Raw genomic sequence first — 19,148 nt, 5'->3', positions numbered from 1 at the left:
TTTTCTTACTTAATTGGATCTACACCTTTTGTCGTCTGAACAATTTTTTGAATGGTACCATCCTCATTGTAATACATATAGTCTACACAAATGGAGCGTCTGTAGCTACCCCCTGTTGGTAATACCCCATTATGATAAAAGAAATAGGACTTGCCCTTATAATCGATAATACCCGGATGTGTTGTAAAGCTGTTCGGAACATTTTCCTGAATAATTCCGCGGTAGGTCCATGGACCTGTAGGACTTGTTGCAGTACAATATTCGATCATTTCAGGCTTTGTACCTGCACTGGCATACACCAGATAATACATTCCTTTACGCTTATACACCCATGGACCTTCGATGAAATTCTTTGGCATTAGCGTGGTAATAGGACCATCCATTTCGATCATATTCTTTTTAAGCTTCACCCATTTTAAGCTACCGTTACCCCAGTACATATACGCCTGACCATCGTCGTCGATCAAAACGGTTGGATCGATATCGTCCCAGGCGTGAGGCAGGTCCTTTGTCATTTCGTTGATGATCAATGCTTGTCCGATAGCATCTTTGAAAGGACCGGTAGGCCTGTCCGAAACCGCTACCCCGATAGCTGCGCCACCCTGACTCCGACCGTCCTTTTTATGAAAAGTGGAAACAAACCAGTAGAATTTGCCATCCCGCTCGATACACTCCGCTGCATACGCATCACCGGTTGCCCAGGAAAAAGTTTTTGGAGATAACAGAGCGCCATGATCCTTCCAGGTAGCCATGTCGGTTGTTGAAAACACATGCCAGTCGGGCATTTTGTAATTCGTATCCTTTACAGATGCGGTATCATGACTGGTGTACAGAAACAAAGTGTCGTTGTATACAATCGGTGCAGGATCAGCTGTAAAGATGTGTTTGATAATAGGATTTTGAGCTTTGGCACTAAAGATTGCGCCAAGCGCCAACGCGGCGCTGAGAATTGTTACTTTCATATAATCGGTCGTTTATGTTTATCAATAATAGTTTCTATTCAACTTATAATTTGATAGATACCTGCTTACCGCGATAGGCAATCAGCTTACCTGCTGCACCTTCAGTCGCCTCAATACCTGATCCCGGTTTCACTATCTTCACCTTAAATACCCTGTTTTGCAGGTTACCCGAGTATGAACCTTGGCGTGACCCAATAGTCAGTTTCTTAGTTGCGTTATTCCAGGTGAACGGGATAGTCGTATATTTCCCCTTTTCGTAATTATAATTATCCCCTTCATCTTCATACAATTCAAAGCTTCCATCAGCCCCCTGATAAATCAGAACATCCAACGTATCCGCAGGTGCCTGAGCAGTATGCTGCATCACTTTTCCCACAGGGATAATAGCACCAGCTCGAACAAATACAGGTATTTTATCATTGGAAGCATCTGCTTGTACCGTTTTTCCGCCATCGAACGCTTCGCCTGTCCACAGATCATACCAGATCGTCGACTTAGGGAGGTAAACTCCCCACTGCTTTATACCGGGCTCTGTAACCGGAGCGATCAGCATTGACTTGCCAAACATATACTCATAGCCCTGCCGAACAGCATTTTGATCAGCATGAAAATCCATGACTAATGGCCGCATCATTGTTGAGCCATTTTTTGAGACTTGCCAACCCGTAGAATATATGTACGGCATCAGGCGATAGCGCAGATTCAACATCTTCCTCATGGCGCTCTCTACCTTTTCACCGTATTTCCATGGCTCCGTTTCCGATTGGTAACCATGTATTCTGAATATAGGGTTAAAAGCACCCCATTGAAACCAGCGCACTAGTATATCGTGGTATTTCTCATCCGTGTATTGCGCTTGTCCCGGACGGAAAAAACCGCCTATATCTGTCGTCCAGTACGGCATCCCGGTCATATTGAAATTGAGCCCTGCCACGATCTGTCTTTTGAAGGTATCCCAGTTCCAGCCAATATCGCCAGACCAGTTGATTGTTCCAAAACGCTGTTGCCCCAAAAAGGCCGAGCGGGTGAGGATCGTTACACGCTTACCGGGATCTGTTGCGCGCTGTCCCTCGTAAACGGCCTTGCTAACAAACAAGGGATAGGTCAGACGATAGAACTCGCCTGGTCCGAAATATGTTTTCTTCCCTCTCAGCGCATCATTCTCCGGTTCTGTAGCGTCCATCCACCAGGAATCAACTCCGTAAGTAAACAAATTCGTATTTAAAGCATTCCAGTGAGTCTTTTGTGTTTCCGGATTATAGATGTCGATCCACGGACTATTGGGAATATATAAGTCTTTGTCCAGATAGGCTTTCGCTACCTCCGATTTCCTATCGATATTTTCCCAAACCGAAATAGAAAACTTCGCATTCAGGTCGTGCAGCTCTTTAATAAACTTGCCGGGTTCGGGATAATTCGCCTCGTCAAATTTAGGCACCCCCCAACCGTATTTCCCCCAATACTGCCAGTCCTGCACAATCACGTCCATCGGAAGCTGCCTCTTTCTGAACTCCTTCACTGTCTCTACCAGGTGAGTTCCGGATGTATAACGCTCCCTGCACTGCCAGAACCCATAGGCCCACAATGGCAGCATCGGAACTTCACCGGTTAAATGACGATAGTTGGCAATAACCTCATCAGCATTCTCTCCCTGGAACACGATGTAATCCAATGACTTTGCATGAGGAGAGCGGAAGGTTGTCAGGTTTTCAGCAGGCTTCCATGAAAACCTGGGTATGTTGGTAGCCTTGCAAACGATCTGGACCTTGTGCTCCCCGGCTTTCAAAGTTACCAGCTTGCCTGCTGACGGTGGAAGCCATAAATTACTCTGATCAATGAGCGGCACGCCATCGATGACGACCAAATGGCGGTTGTCCATATCCCCCAGGTCCAACATAATCGAGTAATCTCCGTCTCTGTCCACCTTAAACTTGCCGTTGTACACTGCCTGTTGCTGAGATATACGTTGCGTTCCCATAGTCGTTGTTACCTCCGCATCACCTTTATCATTCGAGGAGCTAGCCGCTTTCTCCAGTGAAACAACATGATCTGTTGGATTAAAATGCGTTAAGCCATACTGATGCCACAGAATTCCATAATTATTACTAGAATACAGAAAAGGTATGGCTATTTGAGAGTTCACTTGCGTAAGCTTCCTGCTGACATTCTTAAGATCAAAATTCCCGTCCTGAAACTGACCGAGCCCAAATAAACTCTCCCCTTCAGGCGAGTTAAAACTCTGTTCGGCGACAAAACAAGGCTCGCCCATGACGGTATCCGCCACCATTCTTCTGCTACCGGCCTTCTCGCTAAGGAAAACTTTGCCCTGCTTGTCCAGAAAATTCAAACTCCCGCTTTCTTTGTTGAAAACAACTGTTAAAGCTGATGTGCTTAGCCTCAGCTGGGAGGGCGTTTCGGCGTACTTGAACTTGGGACTGATGGGCTTATTAATGACCACAAATTGCTGCTCTTCTCTCATCCCGCCTTTTTCCAGCTGTACTCTGATCACTTTTTCAGACAGCGGTATTAAATGAAGAATACCCTCCGACAGCTCTATAGACAGCCTGTCATCTTTTAGGGCATACTTTTCATAGGTTTGACTAAACGCAATTAACGGGAACAGTAATATGGTCAGAATGGTAGCTTTCATTTTATTCTCGTTAAATGTTATTAATGGGTGTCAGCGTCGCGACAAAACCACCACGCCTAAGTAGCCTGACATCCACAGAAGAAGAAGAGTCAACTTCTGCAGATCTCGTAGTAAATTCTTTATCATGCTTGCCATCGGCTATCAGGCCAAGCGAGTACTTAGTACCGCCCTGGAGAAAGTCAAGCGCAACAGTCTGCTTCTTCTCTTTTATTTCTCCGTTAATTCCCCCGATGTACCAAACATCACCTTTCCGTCTGGCAATTATGACATCCTTGCCCGGGAACCCACCCAGCAACTTTGTCTCGTCCCACGCAGCAGGAACTGTCTTAAGAAAAGACTTGGCGAAGTCCGGCAGCTGCCGATAACCCTCCGGACGGTCTGCCATATGTTGTAAGGCCGATTCAAACAACACGCTCAGTGCCAGTTCATGACCGTAGGAAGTGATATGCGGAAATTGAGAGTTCGTGAAAGTGACCGGCGTATAATCCATTGCACCAACCACGTTACGTGTAAACGGCAGAATAGTGTTATGTTCCGGAGCCGTATAAGTAAGTTCCGGACCGTTATTATACCATTCCGCTCCCCTTACTCCTTCATAGGTCATCAGATGCGGATAGGTTCTTGCCCAGCCACGAGGTACAAGACAGCCATGGAAATAGACCAGCATCTCGAACTTCGCGGCATCGTCCAGAATATCCAGATAGTACTTGATCATATCCTGCTTTTCGCTTTCAAAGAAGTCTATCTTCACCCCTGCAAAACCCATCTTCCTCAACTTGGTAAACTCGGCTACCCGATTTTCATGAGTCAGCATTCTGTCTTTGGGAGTCGACGGCACCCAGGTATGATCCCCACCTGAGTTATACCAGATCAATGGCTTTACCCCCTTCGACAAAATGTATTTGGCCGCATCTTCTACATTGCCGCCATTTGACATGGCATCCCACTCCCAATCCAGCAACGTGTAAGGCCAGGTCATTTCTGCGGCCAGATCAGCGAAATCTGTAACGATCTTATAATCTTTTGTTCCATGATTGCTCGACCAATAGTTCCATGACACGTTGCCCGGTTTGATCCATTCTGTATTCTTGACAAGAGAGGGAGGAGAAACGTCATCAACAAGTGTAGAAGCTACAATATCCTGCAGGCTGCCCATAATGATCACTCTCCAGGGCGACTTCCATGGCAAAGATATAACTGGCTTGGAAGCGCCTTGCCCACGCCCATCGCCCTGGTCCGGAAAGGTAAGCTTATACTTATTCCCCTCCGCTTTATTACTTAATTTCGTTCCACAATAAGTCCGGTCTAAATCTGCCTCATGCAGCAAGTACCAGCACGACGCATCTTTGGTCTGAAAAAGAGCCGGATAACACCACTCACGAAGCTGTATCGTACTATCACTCATCGCCGTGTAAATCCCTTCGTTTGCAGGATTCCACTTCTGCATCCAGCGTCTCGTTTCCTTCGGCACCGTGTAGGACGTAAGCTCATCTTCCACTACATACGTACCTCCCTTGCCAGGAAATTGATACCTGAATGTTATACCATCGTTATAAGCCCGGATGATCAGATTCATCTTTCCTTTTACAGCATTCTCAAATGCAATGGTCACCTCGTTTGCAGCATTACTGCGGCTGGAGCTTTTTCCATGAGGAGCACTGTACTTCTCGGTTATTAGCCGCTCATTACTTTTTTTGAGAAATCGAAGCCCTTTTGAGAAGTCCTGATCACTTCTTTTTAATCCAAGTGCGATCTCAGGAATAACTTCGGTACTTTTTCCTGTGCCATGAAAAGATGCTCGCAAAAACCAGGTTAGCTGATCTTCCGGACCTTCAGCATCCAGACTGACGGTTAATTTCTTGTTTGGCGACTGAATGGTTAGCTTTTGAGCAAAAGAATGCTGAAAGCCCAGAGAAAGCGAAAATACAAGGAAACCACTAAGAAGCGCCGGCAAAGAAATCCAGCAAACATTCTTCCGCTCCAAACGAATTCGCCGAAACTGATTCCAAGCGCTAGAACGCAAATATCTTTGTTTATTAACTATCATTACTATAACGAGGTTAGTTTATAAAGCATTACTCCGTGAACCGGAACATCAACCGAAAGTGAATCATTATCAGTATTGAGGGTAGCAACATCCTTTTGTCTCCAAAGATCACGAACCTTTTGTTTGCCCGTGATTCCCAGCTGTTGAAAATCTTTATAAGAAAGATTAACCTTTTCGAGACCAAAATTGCAGAAACCTACCGCACGACTGCCGTCCTCAAGCTCCTTGACATAAATACGCAGATCGCCAATCGTCTGGACACATGTCGCCTGCTTGCCAAGAGGATCCTGGTTAATCGAAATCACTTCATCATTAGTCAATAAATTCAAGGTGAACGCATCGAGCTTTTCCATGTCACAGCCAATCAGCAGTGGCGCCGAAAACAAGCTCCATAGACTGAAATGAAGGTACTGCTCGTCTGGTTTGAGCTTGCTGGGGTGCGGGTCCCCCCAGCCCACTGTACCCACTACCAGCATGTCAGGGTCATTCCAGCTTCCGGGTTTAGACCATGCGGCCGACTGGTCCTGGGCCAGCGCGATATTCTTCACACTTGTCCAGGTATCAGTAATGTCATTCGTTGTACGCCAGGTCTGTCCGCCAACCGAGTTACCCCATTTCCAAACATCAGACATCCCATACTGACACAAACTATATACAATATCCCTTGGCTGCGCACGGAGAAGATCACCCATAACCTGAAATGGCTTCATTGCCGTTTCCAGTTTATCCCCTCCCTGGTAAGATAAAGAACCCACTTTATAAGGATCATTGCCGGGCATACCATCTATCACACCACCATAACTGCACCAATCATACTTCAGATAGTCGAAACCCCACTTTGCATAACTTTCCGCATCCTGTTTCTCAAATCCGTAGCTGCCTGCACATCCACCACAAGTCCAGGGACCCGGACTGGAGTAGATACCAATTTTCAGACCCAGATTATGCACATCATCTGCCAATACTTTCATATCGCCGAACCTGGCGTTTGGCAGTATATAACCATTTTCATCACGTAACTTTCCTTGCAAAGCCGGATCCCTAGAGGCCCTGTTATTTTGCCAGAAATCGTCAATATTGATATAAGTCCAGCCATGATTCACAAGGCCACTATTCACCATTGCCTGAGCGGCACGCTTTATCTTATCAGCCGACACCTCCCCGGCGAAGCAATTCCAGCTATTCCAGCCCATCGGCGGTGTCAAAGCAATCTGATCCCCACAAACTATTCGCAGTTTTTTTTCTCCGATGCCCTTGGCATTTCGAGCCTTCAATCCAACGATAAAAGTCCCCGCTTTTGAAAGCTTGCCCGTGATTACACCGGTTTTAGCGTCCAACTGCAGCCCTTTTGGTAAGCCAGTCGCAGAAAAAGTCATCGGCCGATCTCCCGTTGCAGGAATCCGGAACAGAAACGGAGAACCCGGACGTACACCGAATACTCCCGTACCATTAATCCTTGGCGTTGCAGGTGCAGGCGGAGTTAATATATAAGGCTCACTGGGGATAGGGTTAAAAGTTGCGATGCTCTGCGTACCCTTGGTCTCGAATTTTGCATCTGCCCAATTCGCATGGTCGTAGTAATTGCCGTTTCCTCCATCCGTAACCACCAGCTCTATTTTTTGAATACCGGCGACCGAAATCGAACAGGCTCTGGCGGCATCACCCAGACGCATCACGCCGCTTGACCAAAGCTGTTGACCATCCCCTTTAACTACAAATTCAACAGCCGGTTCATGATCCTTCATCTCATCATCCACGCCAACCTGCGCAGAAAAAGATGTAGCATCTCCCTTAAGCACAACAATCAATGAACTTTCGGCATGTGTGCCAAAGCCCCGCTCAAAAGTTTTGCCGGCTATGGTCATCTTGTTCCCGTCTACTGTCGTATTCTTCTTCGGAACTCCATACCCCTGCGTAGCGGCACTAAGATCAAGCTCATCGAGCCAAACAGTTTGCGTATTCTGAGCATACGAATGGCCACTCATTACGATCAAAGCCATCAGTATGAACAACCGTACCGACCCGAATAAGGACTTATTTTGAATCTGCATTTTACTCTCTAATTAAATTTCCACCAATTAAAATTGAACAGATCAGCACCTTCTATACCTTTAAATACAAAATAGACGTCATGGACTCCCTTGACCTTTTTCATCTTTGCTGAGACAGTTTTCCATGCCTGCATTCCCCCGGTGTTGGATACTTCGCAAACGCCCAACAGTGCTCCATCCGTTGCGCCGAGACGCACTTCTATTGTACCATTGCCCATCGATGCCACATCTGCCTCAAAGCCCTTAGCTCCTTTCCTGAAATCAACGTTCCTTACCTTGATATAATCGCCATTGTTTATATCCGTTACATATAGTCCCCCCGCTTCAGCACTACTCCCCGTTTCAACTCCAACTTCCCAGGCAATTGTCTCTGCCTCCTGCCGCTGATAAGGGTTGAGTTTGCCAACCGGCCGAACCCCCTCTACCGTACTGGCGATTCTCGGGATAGTTCCGTCCGCATTGTATTCAAACTCTTCAACGCACACCGAACGGTTGAAACCTCCCCCTCCGGGAAGCGCACCGTTATGATAGAACAGATAAGATTTCCCTTTATAATCGATCACAGCCGGATGATTCGTAAAAGCCCCGCCTTTAGTGATTACCGGCATGATGGTGTCGCGGTATTGCCATGGACCGGTAGGGCTGCTGCTGGTTGAGTATGCCAGGTGTTCGGGCACTCCCCCTGCCGCATACAGCATGTAATAAAGGTTATTACGTTTGTAAAACCATGGAGCTTCCTCATAAGCTGAAGGTCTCTTCTCCGTATCTTTATAACGCACATGAAAGCCTTCTTTGTTGAGAGGCACCTCTACGACATCTCCCGAATAAGATATCATATCCTCATTCAATTTTACGTATTTGAGATAAGGATTACCCCAATACAGATATGCTTGTCCGTCGTCATCAATAAAAACAGATGGATCAATGTCTCCATGACCACTATGAACAAGTGGTTTATCAAGAGGATCGGTAAACGGACCAGTAGGACTGTCGGAAACTGCAACACCTATCGACATCCCCATGGTGCGATGATTAACCGGCACATAGAAATAAAATTTGCCATTTCGCGGAATACACTGTGCGGCCCAGGCATCTTTGTTTGCCCAGCTAAAAGTTTTCAATGAGAGCGGTGATCCCCGATCGGTCCAGTTTACCATATCCGTCGATGAATAACATCTCCAGTCGTTCATGGTGAACCAGGTCGAATTGTCTTCATCATGGCTGGTGTAGAGATAAACAGTATCGTTGTGCACCATTGGAGCCGGGTCGGCAGTATAGATGGTCTGAATGATTGGGTTTTGTGCCTGTGCCGTGAAGGCTGAAAAAACTACAGCCAGCTGCAGTCCGATTTTCTTGATACGCATTAGTAATGGGTTTATAAGCGGGCGCCGACTGTACGCCGGTCGGGGCCCATGGTTAGCCAACGGCTGCCGAAACAACCATCTAAACAAAAATCAACAGAAGAAAGGGAACAGGATGGGACATTTGTCTAAATGAACAACAGGAATGTTCATATACAGCCGGAAAACACTTTCAAAATTTAATAGTAGAGCTTCGTTCAATAATGCCCTGAACTCCCAAGCATATACTTGCCGCATCATCAAACTCATTGCACCTGTCCTTTGATTTTTATCGTTCATAAGGACTCAGAACTCAAAGCTCTTTGTTAGCCGGTTGAACACTAAACAATTATCGTATGCGACAAATGCCTTTGCCCGATTTTTAAGTCGCAAAAATAAATAGGAATGCTAGTTTTCCGTTTTAACCAGAAGGCCTTTAGCTCGGGGAGCTAAAGGCCTTCTGGTTAGATATTCGATGTGCACATGGCTGTGCGAAGCAATATGACACGTCTGTGAACATTAACTATTTCGATATATCAATAATGACAGAGGCCATTTCTAAACCATCCGCCTGTGCTTTAACTGTTATTTTTTCCGAGGATCCTTTCTGAGCTTTAATAATTGCGATTGCTTTGCCCATAAAAGCTGGATACTGCGATGATGCATAGGGTTCGTGACTGATAATGTTCCCGTTATCGACACCCTGTATCTTTCCAGAGCCGGTAACACTAAACTTAATCAGGTTATCTGCATTGGTACACGGGATCCCTTTTGAGTCCACAATAGTTGCCTGTATGATCGATGCATCGTCCCAACTAGTCTTCAGCTTGTTCTTACTAGCCGACAGAATCAGCTTCGCAGGAGCTCCCGCACTCTTAAATTCTTCTGACGTCACTTCAACCCCTTTGTTTTTGCCAACGGCTCTAAGAGTCCCTGGCTCAAAGGTAATATCCCACTCGCGGGCTGAATCGTCAGCTGGCTTTGACTTTGTACCCTGAGATTTACCGTTCAGGAAAAGCTCCACCTCATCACAATTACTATATACCTGTATTTTTGCGTTATCATATGTATCAAAGTCTGTCGGCGTCCAATTAGCTACCCAGTTTCCTGCTCCCGCGTTATCAGACTTGCGAACGATACGAACCACTGGCTTAGCCGACCACCAGCTTTGGCGTTGCAGCGCCTGTTGTTTCCAGTTATTCGCACGATCGAATAGTCCCTGATTATTAGTTGTTTCAGGCCAGTCCGCTTCACCGAGATAATCAAATCCTGTCCACAGAAACTGACCCGCCATATAAGGCTTATCCCGCAATGCCAGCCATTGACTTAATACATGCGTATTCTCTGTCCCAATAACTTTCCAGTGAGGATTCGCTTCGTGAGCTGCGACAAGTTCATTCTCACGATAATTTTGCCCCACAACTTCCATCTGTTCTGCGAAGCCGTTAGAGTAAACCTTTGAAACATTTGGTCGAAATAACGCCATCGTCACCGGCCTGGTAGGATCAAACTTTTTCACTACGTCTTCCTGCTCCTTGTAACGCTTATAACCTTCAGGATAGGTGAGCGGATCATGAATTTCATTTCCGATGCTGTAAATCACAATAGAAGGATGATTCCGGTCTCGCAAAATCATATCGCGGGTATCCCGTTCCCACCACTCTTTGAAGTAAAGATTATAGCCTTTCTCTCCATTATGCTTAGACGCCGTCCAGGTGTCGAATGTCTCATCCATAACCACAAACCCCATACGGTCGCAAAGATCAAGAAATTCCGGGGCTACCGGGTTATGAGAAGTTCTGATTCCATTTACCCCAACTTCTTTCAATAACTTAAAGCGCTCCTCCCAGACAGCTAACGGCACCGCCGAGCCTACTGCACCTGCGTCATGATGCAGGCAAACCCCTTTGATCTTATAATTCTTATCGTTTAGCCAGAAGCCGGTGGCAGCATCAAACTTTGAGGTTTTTATACCGAAAGTAATCGTCTGATCGTCAATAACGGTAGCTCCTGATTTTAATTTGACCACCACTTTGTATAAGTTAGGCTGCTCAATATCCCAAAGCTTAGGCTTAGCCACTTCGAGATTTTGAGAAAATTCCAGGGTATCCCCCGCAGCGATGGACTTGTTAGATATCGAACTCTTAGCAGGCTTACCTCTGTCATCTTGAATAATGGTTTCAACCGTATACTCAGCTGATTTATCACTTGCATTGACCACTTTAGCCTGGACAGCTACTTTACCGCTCGCAGCTGTCGCTTCGGGAGTGGTGATAAAAGTCCCCCACTTCATAAAGTGCACCGGATTTACCGAGACAAGACGAACATGACGATAGATACCCGCACCCTGATAATATCTGGATGCTGGCTGCGTAGTATTGTCTGCCTTCACCACCAAAACGTTTTTTTGCCCCTTTCCAACTTTCAAATGTTTCGTCAGATCGTAGCTAAAGCTGATATACCCGTACGGACGTTTACCCAGATAAGCTCCGTTTATCCATACCTCGCTGTTCATCATCACACCATCGAACTCTATCCAATGCTTTTTGCGGGCATCCGTTTCATCCAGGGTGAATGTTTTCCTGTACCAGCCAATGCCGGCAGGGAGATAACCACCACCGCGTGCCGTTGGATTGGATTTGTCATACGGCCCCTCAATACTCCAATCGTGCGGAACATCAAGGAGTCTCCATTCCAGATCGTTAAAAGCGGGTTTCTCGGCACCCGGGGCATCCCCCTTGAAAAACCTCCAGCTATCGTCGAAGGAGGTTATCTTTCTTACCTGCGCATAAATAGCTGCCTGTGATATCGCAAGGAGCAATAACAAAGTGATCTTTTTCCAATTTACCATGCTGTTCTTTTTCGGTTATTTATATAATTGACTATTAATTGTTTTCTTTAGCGATATATGTACTCTTCATGTTAATATATGGTCGATGATGCCAATCTCTTCTTCACAGAATTCAGTATTTTGCAAAGCCATAATAGAATCCACAATTTGTTCGGGCTTACTCGACCCTATGAGAACTGATGTAACCCTTTGGTCTTTAAGCAACCAGGATAAAGCCATATGCGCCAACTTTTGTCCCCTTTGATTGGCCAATACATTTAGTTTAGTGAGTTTTTCAATCTTCTCGGGCGTAATATGACTTTCGTTAAGAAATTTACCGCTTGTAGCCACTCTGGAATCTGAGGGTATACCTTGCAAATATTTGTCGGTAAGCAAGCCCTGGGCGAGCGGTGAAAAAGGAATACAACCTACACCCTCCTGCTCCAGCAAGTCTAATAAACCATCTTCTACCCAGCGTTCAAACATCGAATACTTCGGCTGATGAATGAGACAAGGGGTACCTAGATATTTCAGTATTTTAAAGGCTTCCGCCGCTTCTGCGGGACGATAATTTGATATACCTATGTACAATGCCTTACCCTGACGAACCATCAGATCAAGAGCCGAAATCGTTTCTTCCAAGGGCGTTTCAGGATCAGGACGATGATGATAAAAGATATCGACATAGTCCAGCTTCATCCGTTTTAAGCTCTGATCAAGACTGGCCGTGAGATATTTCTTTGATCCCCAGTTTCCATAAGGCCCTTCCCACATATCGTAGCCTGCTTTAGTGGAGATAATCAGTTCATCCCGATACGGCTGAAAGTCGAGATCCAGCAGTCTGCCAAAGTTAGTTTCAGCCGACCCATAAGGGGGGCCGTAATTGTTTGCCAAATCAAAGTGCGTAATTCCGTGGTCGAACGCTGTCCTTAAAAGGTTCCGGGCATTTTCAAAGCTGTTAGCATATCCGAAATTATGCCATAAACCCAGAGAAAATGCAGATAATTTCAGTCCCGAATTTCCGCATCTTCGGTAATCCATGGCCTCGTAACGGTTTGCTTCTGCGATATATGTCATCATTGGAAAGGTTATATTGGTTAATCGTTAGTATTTCGATAAGGATAAAGCAATTTACCGTAATCGTTTACGTAGCAGCATAAAAAAACCCTTAGGTTCTCTTAGACGACTCTCTAAGTACAATGATGGGCTCAAGTACTTTCCTATGTACTCTTTGATTCTTATGTCCATCCTTAATTAATTTATGTATAAGCTCAAACGCCTCCTCGCCCATCGCAACAGTCTGCTGATCCACAGTAGATAACGACGGAGAAATGTGCTCACTGAACAAATCATTACAAAAACCTATCACGCCCACGTCTCCCGGAACATTAATGCCCATTCCCTTTAATTCCTTAAGTGCCCCCAAGGCTGTGAAGTCTTCCACCGCACATATCGCATCAGGCTTTCGTTCCAGTTTAAAGAATGCCTTAATCGCATTCCTTCCCGCCTCAATGCTGATATCGCCATTATAAATAAGTCCGGGATCAAAGTTCATGTCATATTGTTCAAGCGCATCTTTGTAACCCCTTACGCGTTCAGAAAAGGTTTTGATATGCAAGGGACCGGAGATATATGCGATGCGTTTATACCCTTCCTTAATTAAGCTTTCTGCCGCTAAAAAAGCACCCCGGTAGTCGTCTATGCAAACTGAGGAAATTCCTAAACTGTCATTAAAGCGGTCGAAAAACGCAATGGGGACATTCTTTTCTTTGACATAGCTAAAGTGTGAAAAATCCCTTGTGTCTTTTGCAATTGAGGCAAGTATTCCATCGACTCTCGCATTTAAGAACGCATTAATGCCCTTCTTCTCAAATTGTTCTGATTCATTCGACTGATAGATCAAGACCTCATATCCATTCATACTGGCAGCATTGGATATACCATGAATTACAGATCCGAAGAAAATATGCTCAGCCGTAGGAATAAGTACCCCTATAATATTTGTCTTTCCAGATCGCAATGATGAGGCGACCTTGTTTGGATTATAATCAAGTCTGATAGCAGCCTGTCGCACAATCTCTTTTGTAGCCGCGCTGATTTCCCGATGGTTACTTAAAGCACGTGAAACCGTTGCCGCAGTAATGTTCAGCTCCCTGGCAATATCATTTATCGTGACTGGTTTCTTCATCTCCGTAATCGTTTACGAAAATAAGAATAAAAAATTTACTGAACAACATATCTAAAACCCTCCATGTCGGGATATTTGATCAAGCGAAGGACATGACTTTAATTTCGGTTCTAAAACAGCGAAGACCCGATATTATCCTGGGTCTTCGCTGTTTTAGAGCCGAGAAAATTAACTGCCGGAAACTGTCTTCAACCGATCTTCCGTTTTACTTACTGTATCCCGGATTCTGCACAAGAGACTCGCCCGACTTATTATTAAGCTGGATATCCTGTAGTGGAATAGGCAACAAAACGTTGAAGTCCTGGAAACCGGTTATAATCTTATTCGCCGGTCCCGCATCGCCATTCTTTGCAATCCTGTCTTTCAGCTTATTCGTACGAACCAGAGTCATCCTGCGATTCTCTTCTGAAATCAATTCACGAGCGCGTTCATCAAGAATAAAATCAATATTGATATCGCCGGCAGTTACTCTTCCGAGATTTGGATTAGCCTGTGCCGCCCTTGCAAGCTTAAACGCTCTGTCTCGCAGCACATTGATATCCTCAGCTGCCCCAGCCAGATTGTTCTGACGGAAACGCGCCTCAGCACGCAATAAATAAGTTTCCCCGAGACGCATTACAGGATAATCCTTGACTAACGCATAACCGAAATCATCCGCTGGGTCATATCCACCCCATTTCGTTGGATACGGATACCAGTTCTGTAGGCTGTCTGCTTCAAATGGTATAACTTTATCGCCCGTTTTAATCGTCCTGGTACTAACAGCCAGAGGAGAGTTCGCTGCAATACGGAATCCGTTTGCGGTAATACCAATAACTGTACTAACACCAGGCTTATTGTAATTGGTGGTCCGCCGGATATTGTAATTACTGTTACGAATATCGCCTTGCAGGCCCTGCCATACGGTATACTTCATAAAGTTGCTTAAACGAAGTCGACCATTTCCACGGCCACCTAAAGAATCGGCATTTACCATTTCGGCCCAGTTATGATAAGATGGCTGCCACACCCGACGATGTTGAGGATTGTCAATTGTCCCATTGGGTACATTCCGGTTGTATTCCATCTCAAAGGTCCAGATCGCTTCTGTGTTTCCCTGATTACGACGCTGATTCCCAAACCGGAACATGTCGCGGTAGTAATCACCACCTTCTCCAAGGAACTTGCCATACCGGGCCTCAATCAACTTATACTTGCCACTGACGATAATCTCCGTGGCCATTTTTTCAGCTTTAGCGAAGAAAGAATTGTCCCTTGCTCCTATTCTCAAATAAGCCTCGGCCGCCAGCTGACGGGCCATATCTTTATTCGTGCGACTCTGGTAAACACCCGACTGATCCACATCGGGCAAGTTGGCAATAGCGTAAGTAAGATCCTCATCAATTACCTTATCAACTTCAGCAACCGGCTGGCGAGTATAATCAAACTTGGGAACGGAGACAGCCTCGGTCAGAAGAGGCACATCTCCCCATAAAGTTACCAGCGTATTGTAAGCATAGGCTCTGAAGAATCTTGCTTCAGCATTCGCTGCCTTATTATTCTCTCCTGCTGCCGCAATCACAATATTTGCATTATTTATAAAGTCGTAACAGCGTTGCCACATAACACGCACCGCACCGTTCTCCGGATTTAGAGTGGCATATTGGTAGAAAGGATTTTCTACTCCCTGTGTTGAACCGGCACTGGCGATATCTGTGCCGATTTGCCAGGCAGCCAGGAAGCCCTGTTCCCCACTATAGCCCCAGAGCTCGGCATAAGTTCGATGTAAGCCAACGAGCTGAGCCTCAATAGTAGAACTGCTTAAACCCGCAAGGCTATACTGGGAATAAGGTTTCTCTTCAAGAAAATCATCCTTGCATGATGTTGCAGCCAGGGCTGTAACGGCGAGGATACCGCATATATATTTTTTGCATTTCATATTCTGTAGTTTCATCGGTTAAAAGGTTATGTTAGCACCAAAAACAAAGCTTCTTACCATCGGGTAATTTAAATCTGCAAACTCAGATCCCCGGGTTATATCCCTTGATTCAGGATCCCATCCCACCCAGTTGGTCCAGGTATACAGGTTACGGCCGCTGGCATACACTTGCACATTACCAATGCCGATTTTCTCTACGAACGAACCCGGAAGGGTGTAGCTTAAGGTAACATCTTTCAGGCGTGTAAAACTTGCATCTGAAGGAAATCCATACCCGTACCTGTTGGAGTTATTTCCCAATGAACGGAACTCGTTGCTTTTATTTTCCGGTGTCCAGTACCCGATCACAGCAGGAGAATTTCGGCGGCCCGTCTCATCTCCAGCGACCCGAAGCTGGCTATTCTCCCTAAGAGCGCCCTGAACGGTGTTGATAAACACATTCAACGAAAGATTTTTGTAAGTGAAAGTATTGGTAAGACCACCCGTCCATTTCGGAGCTGTTTGACCCAAAATGGATCTGTCATTATTGTCGATCTTACCGTCCCCGCTCAGATCAGCTAACTTTACATCACCCGCCTGTGCATTTGCATCCCAGGTCGCATTTGCGCCGGCAGCAATTTCCTCCTGTTGCCAGATACCAACCTTTGTATAATCATAGATAACACCAATCGGCTGCCCTATAAACCAGCGGTTTCCTTCATCACTCTGACCATTTCCGTAGAGGTTAGTGATTTTATTTTTGTTGGTTGCAAATACGATAGCACTTGACCAGCTAAAGTTTTCTTTAACGATATTGCGGGTATTTAACGTCACATCCAGGCCTGTATTAGACACTTCTCCAAGATTCGAAAACACTCGCTCATAACCCGTTAACCTCGGCAGGCTCTGTTGCAACAGCAGGTCATACGTATTAGACTTATAAAAATCTACCGATCCACTCACACGGTTATTCCATAATCCAAAATCTACACCAGTGTTAAAAGATCTGTTCTTCTCCCACTCAAGCGCAGGATTACCCATCAGTGCCCTTACATCAAGGGCGGTTCTCGACTGTCCGCCCATTGCAAGACCATTCGTATTCAAAAGCGACAGAGATTGATAAATCCCAATGGCTTCATTTCCTGCAAGTCCATAAGACACGCGAAGTTTAAGGGTATTAATAACGCCTTCTATCGGCTTCATAAACGCTTCATTATGCACATTCCAGGCTAACGCCCCGGCAGGAAACACCCCGTACTTGTTATTAGCACCGAATACTGAAGATCCGTCTCTACGCACAGTAAAAGTAGCGAGATACCTGCTGTCATAACCATAATTCAAACGACCCATTTGAGAAAGCGTATTGTATTTATCAGCTATAGAAGCTGCAATCTGGGTTGTGGCTCCTCCCAGATTACCCCACTCCAGGTCATCGTTCGGAAAGATTTGCCCTTCCGCAACAGCCCTTTGCCAGTATTTTTGCTTAGCTGAGTACAAGCCGGTGAAATCAATATGATGCTTACCAAAATCTTTATTGTAAGTAAGAATATTTTCGATCGTATAACTTTGCGATTCGGTGTTGGTTATCCTGCCCAGCCCGTTCACATTGTACACGGTCTCTCCCTCGTAATAGTTTTCACGACCTGGCACAAAGGTATATCCTGCATTTAACCTAAACTTCAATCCCTCCAGTGGCTTTGCGAGTTCTGCAAAATTGAGTTCCCCATAGCCATTCAGGGTCATATTGAACTGACGTCGCTCAGGGTTGATCGTAGTCGGAAGCAAAGGATTGGTCCATAATTGCTCTCCCCTCATCGGAAATTGGGTAAGTCTTCCGTCAGCTTCATACATTCTTGCAAACGGACTCATTGCCGTAGCGTTCAAAAGATGAGCCCGCCCACCGTCTCGGTTATGAGATGCTATGAATGAAGAGGTTCCAACCGTTAGATATTTGGTAGGCTTAATGTCTGTATTAAGACGAAAAGAATAGCGTTTGTAATCATACCCGAGCACCACACCTTTTTGCGTCAGATAGTCGCCTGACACATAGTACTTGGCGTATTCATTCCCTCCGCTCAAACTTAAATTATGATTCTGATTAACACCAGTCTGCATGACAGCATCCAGCCAGTCGGTTGTAACGCCATTCTGATAATTTTCAAATTCGTACTCATTTCTCACGGGTCCCCCATTAAACAGGGGCGCCTGGTTAATCCTCGCATACTCGGCGTACCGCGCCAGCATTTCCTCAGGCGAAGCTCCTTCTAAAACATCCGTTGCATTCTCCACCCCAGCATAAGTACTATATCGGATAGTAGGTTTACCGGTATTACCGCGCTTGGTGGTTATTAGAATTACTCCGTTTGATCCGTTCACCCCGTAAATGGCTACAGCAGAAGGATCCTTCAAAATCTCTACTGATTCAATATCGTTGGGATTGATATCATTTATGCTTCCGTCCGTTTTTGTGAGTGGGATTCCGTCCACCACGATAAACGGCTCAGAAGAAGCATTGATCGAACTCCTGCCTCTTACCTGAACAGAGGGTGCATCCCCCGGAATGGAAGAGGCCTGGTTAACCGTGACGTTCGCAACAGCTCCCTGAATAGCCTGCATAACGTTATTGACAGGGAGTTTTGACAGGCGCTCTTTTGATACTGAGGCAACCGATCCGGTTATGTCTGACCTTTTCTGCGTACCATAACCCACTACTACCACCTCATTCAAATTGGTTGAAGTCGCATCTGGGATTAAAGAAACATTGATAGTTCCCTCGCGGGCCACTACCGTCCGCGCAGTATAGCCAATATAAGTAAAGACCAGATTGCTGCCCTGCGGGGCGACAATAGTATAGCTACCCCTAGCATCGGTTGTAGTCCCCCTGGTGCTATTGGAGAGTTTCACGCTTACTCCGGGTAGCGTTTCTCCTTTTTCGTCGGTAACCACCCCTTTTACGGTGATTCCGTCCTGGGCCTGAACGACGGAAGTCAGGCAAGGGATGACCAAAACGAATAACATGAAGAAAATATTTCGCCAGTTAATTGTTAGCTTCATAATAAAGATTTAAATTTTGTTAGGTATTGGTTGGTTTTAAATGAAAAGAAGTTCCGGTTTGATACGCCTACTTCAGGGCGACAATCCTTTAATCGAAGAGTCTATGGTTTAATCATGCATACGGGTTTA

Annotated in this window: 10 protein-coding genes; all 10 read right to left on the bottom strand. The window is 45.6% G+C overall.

The window, feature by feature from the left end; all coding sequences use genetic code 11:
• Positions 1-5 precede the first annotated feature (5 nt).
• The 10 genes from B0I27_RS00575 to B0I27_RS00525 all read right to left on the bottom strand — a co-directional run bounded on the left by B0I27_RS00575 (position 6) and on the right by B0I27_RS00525 (position 19,019).
• A complete protein-coding gene (locus tag B0I27_RS00575; protein ID WP_106290344.1) occupies positions 6-962 on the bottom strand; it encodes a glycoside hydrolase family 43 protein in 957 nt (318 codons plus the stop codon).
• A gap of 43 nt (positions 963-1,005) precedes the next feature.
• On the bottom strand, positions 1,006-3,612 hold the full coding sequence (locus tag B0I27_RS00570; protein ID WP_106290342.1) for a glycoside hydrolase family 31 protein: 2,607 nt from the start codon (positions 3,610-3,612) through the stop codon (positions 1,006-1,008).
• 10 nt (positions 3,613-3,622) lie between these two features.
• Entirely contained in the window at positions 3,623-5,635 is a 2,013-nt protein-coding gene (locus tag B0I27_RS00565; protein ID WP_245925383.1) for a glycoside hydrolase family 97 protein, read from the bottom strand.
• 26 nt (positions 5,636-5,661) lie between these two features.
• Positions 5,662-7,710: an NPCBM/NEW2 domain-containing protein gene (locus tag B0I27_RS00560; protein ID WP_219904951.1), complete on the bottom strand. Its 2,049-nt coding sequence runs from the start codon at positions 7,708-7,710 to the stop codon at positions 5,662-5,664.
• Positions 7,711-7,718: 8 nt separating this feature from the next.
• Positions 7,719-9,074: a glycoside hydrolase family 43 protein gene (locus B0I27_RS00555; protein ID WP_106290337.1), complete on the bottom strand. Its 1,356-nt coding sequence runs from the start codon at positions 9,072-9,074 to the stop codon at positions 7,719-7,721.
• Between the two features lie 499 nt (positions 9,075-9,573).
• On the bottom strand, positions 9,574-11,901 hold the full coding sequence (locus B0I27_RS00545) for a glycoside hydrolase family 2 TIM barrel-domain containing protein (protein ID WP_106290333.1): 2,328 nt from the start codon (positions 11,899-11,901) through the stop codon (positions 9,574-9,576).
• 66 nt (positions 11,902-11,967) lie between these two features.
• Positions 11,968-12,957: an L-glyceraldehyde 3-phosphate reductase gene (mgrA, locus tag B0I27_RS00540; RefSeq protein WP_106290331.1), complete on the bottom strand. Its 990-nt coding sequence runs from the start codon at positions 12,955-12,957 to the stop codon at positions 11,968-11,970.
• A 91-nt stretch (positions 12,958-13,048) separates the two neighbouring features.
• On the bottom strand, positions 13,049-14,068 hold the full coding sequence (locus B0I27_RS00535) for a LacI family DNA-binding transcriptional regulator (protein ID WP_106290329.1): 1,020 nt from the start codon (positions 14,066-14,068) through the stop codon (positions 13,049-13,051).
• 205 nt (positions 14,069-14,273) lie between these two features.
• Positions 14,274-15,986, bottom strand: coding sequence for a RagB/SusD family nutrient uptake outer membrane protein (locus tag B0I27_RS00530; RefSeq protein ID WP_106291169.1), 1,713 nt, complete (start codon positions 15,984-15,986; stop codon positions 14,274-14,276).
• An 18-nt stretch (positions 15,987-16,004) separates the two neighbouring features.
• Positions 16,005-19,019: a SusC/RagA family TonB-linked outer membrane protein gene (locus tag B0I27_RS00525; RefSeq protein WP_106290327.1), complete on the bottom strand. Its 3,015-nt coding sequence runs from the start codon at positions 19,017-19,019 to the stop codon at positions 16,005-16,007.
• Positions 19,020-19,148: the final 129 nt, after the last annotated feature.

The sequence above is a fragment of the Arcticibacter pallidicorallinus genome, from assembly GCF_003002875.1.
Lineage (GTDB): Bacteria > Bacteroidota > Bacteroidia > Sphingobacteriales > Sphingobacteriaceae > Arcticibacter > Arcticibacter pallidicorallinus.
This window is presented reverse-complemented; position numbering and strand designations above follow the sequence as displayed.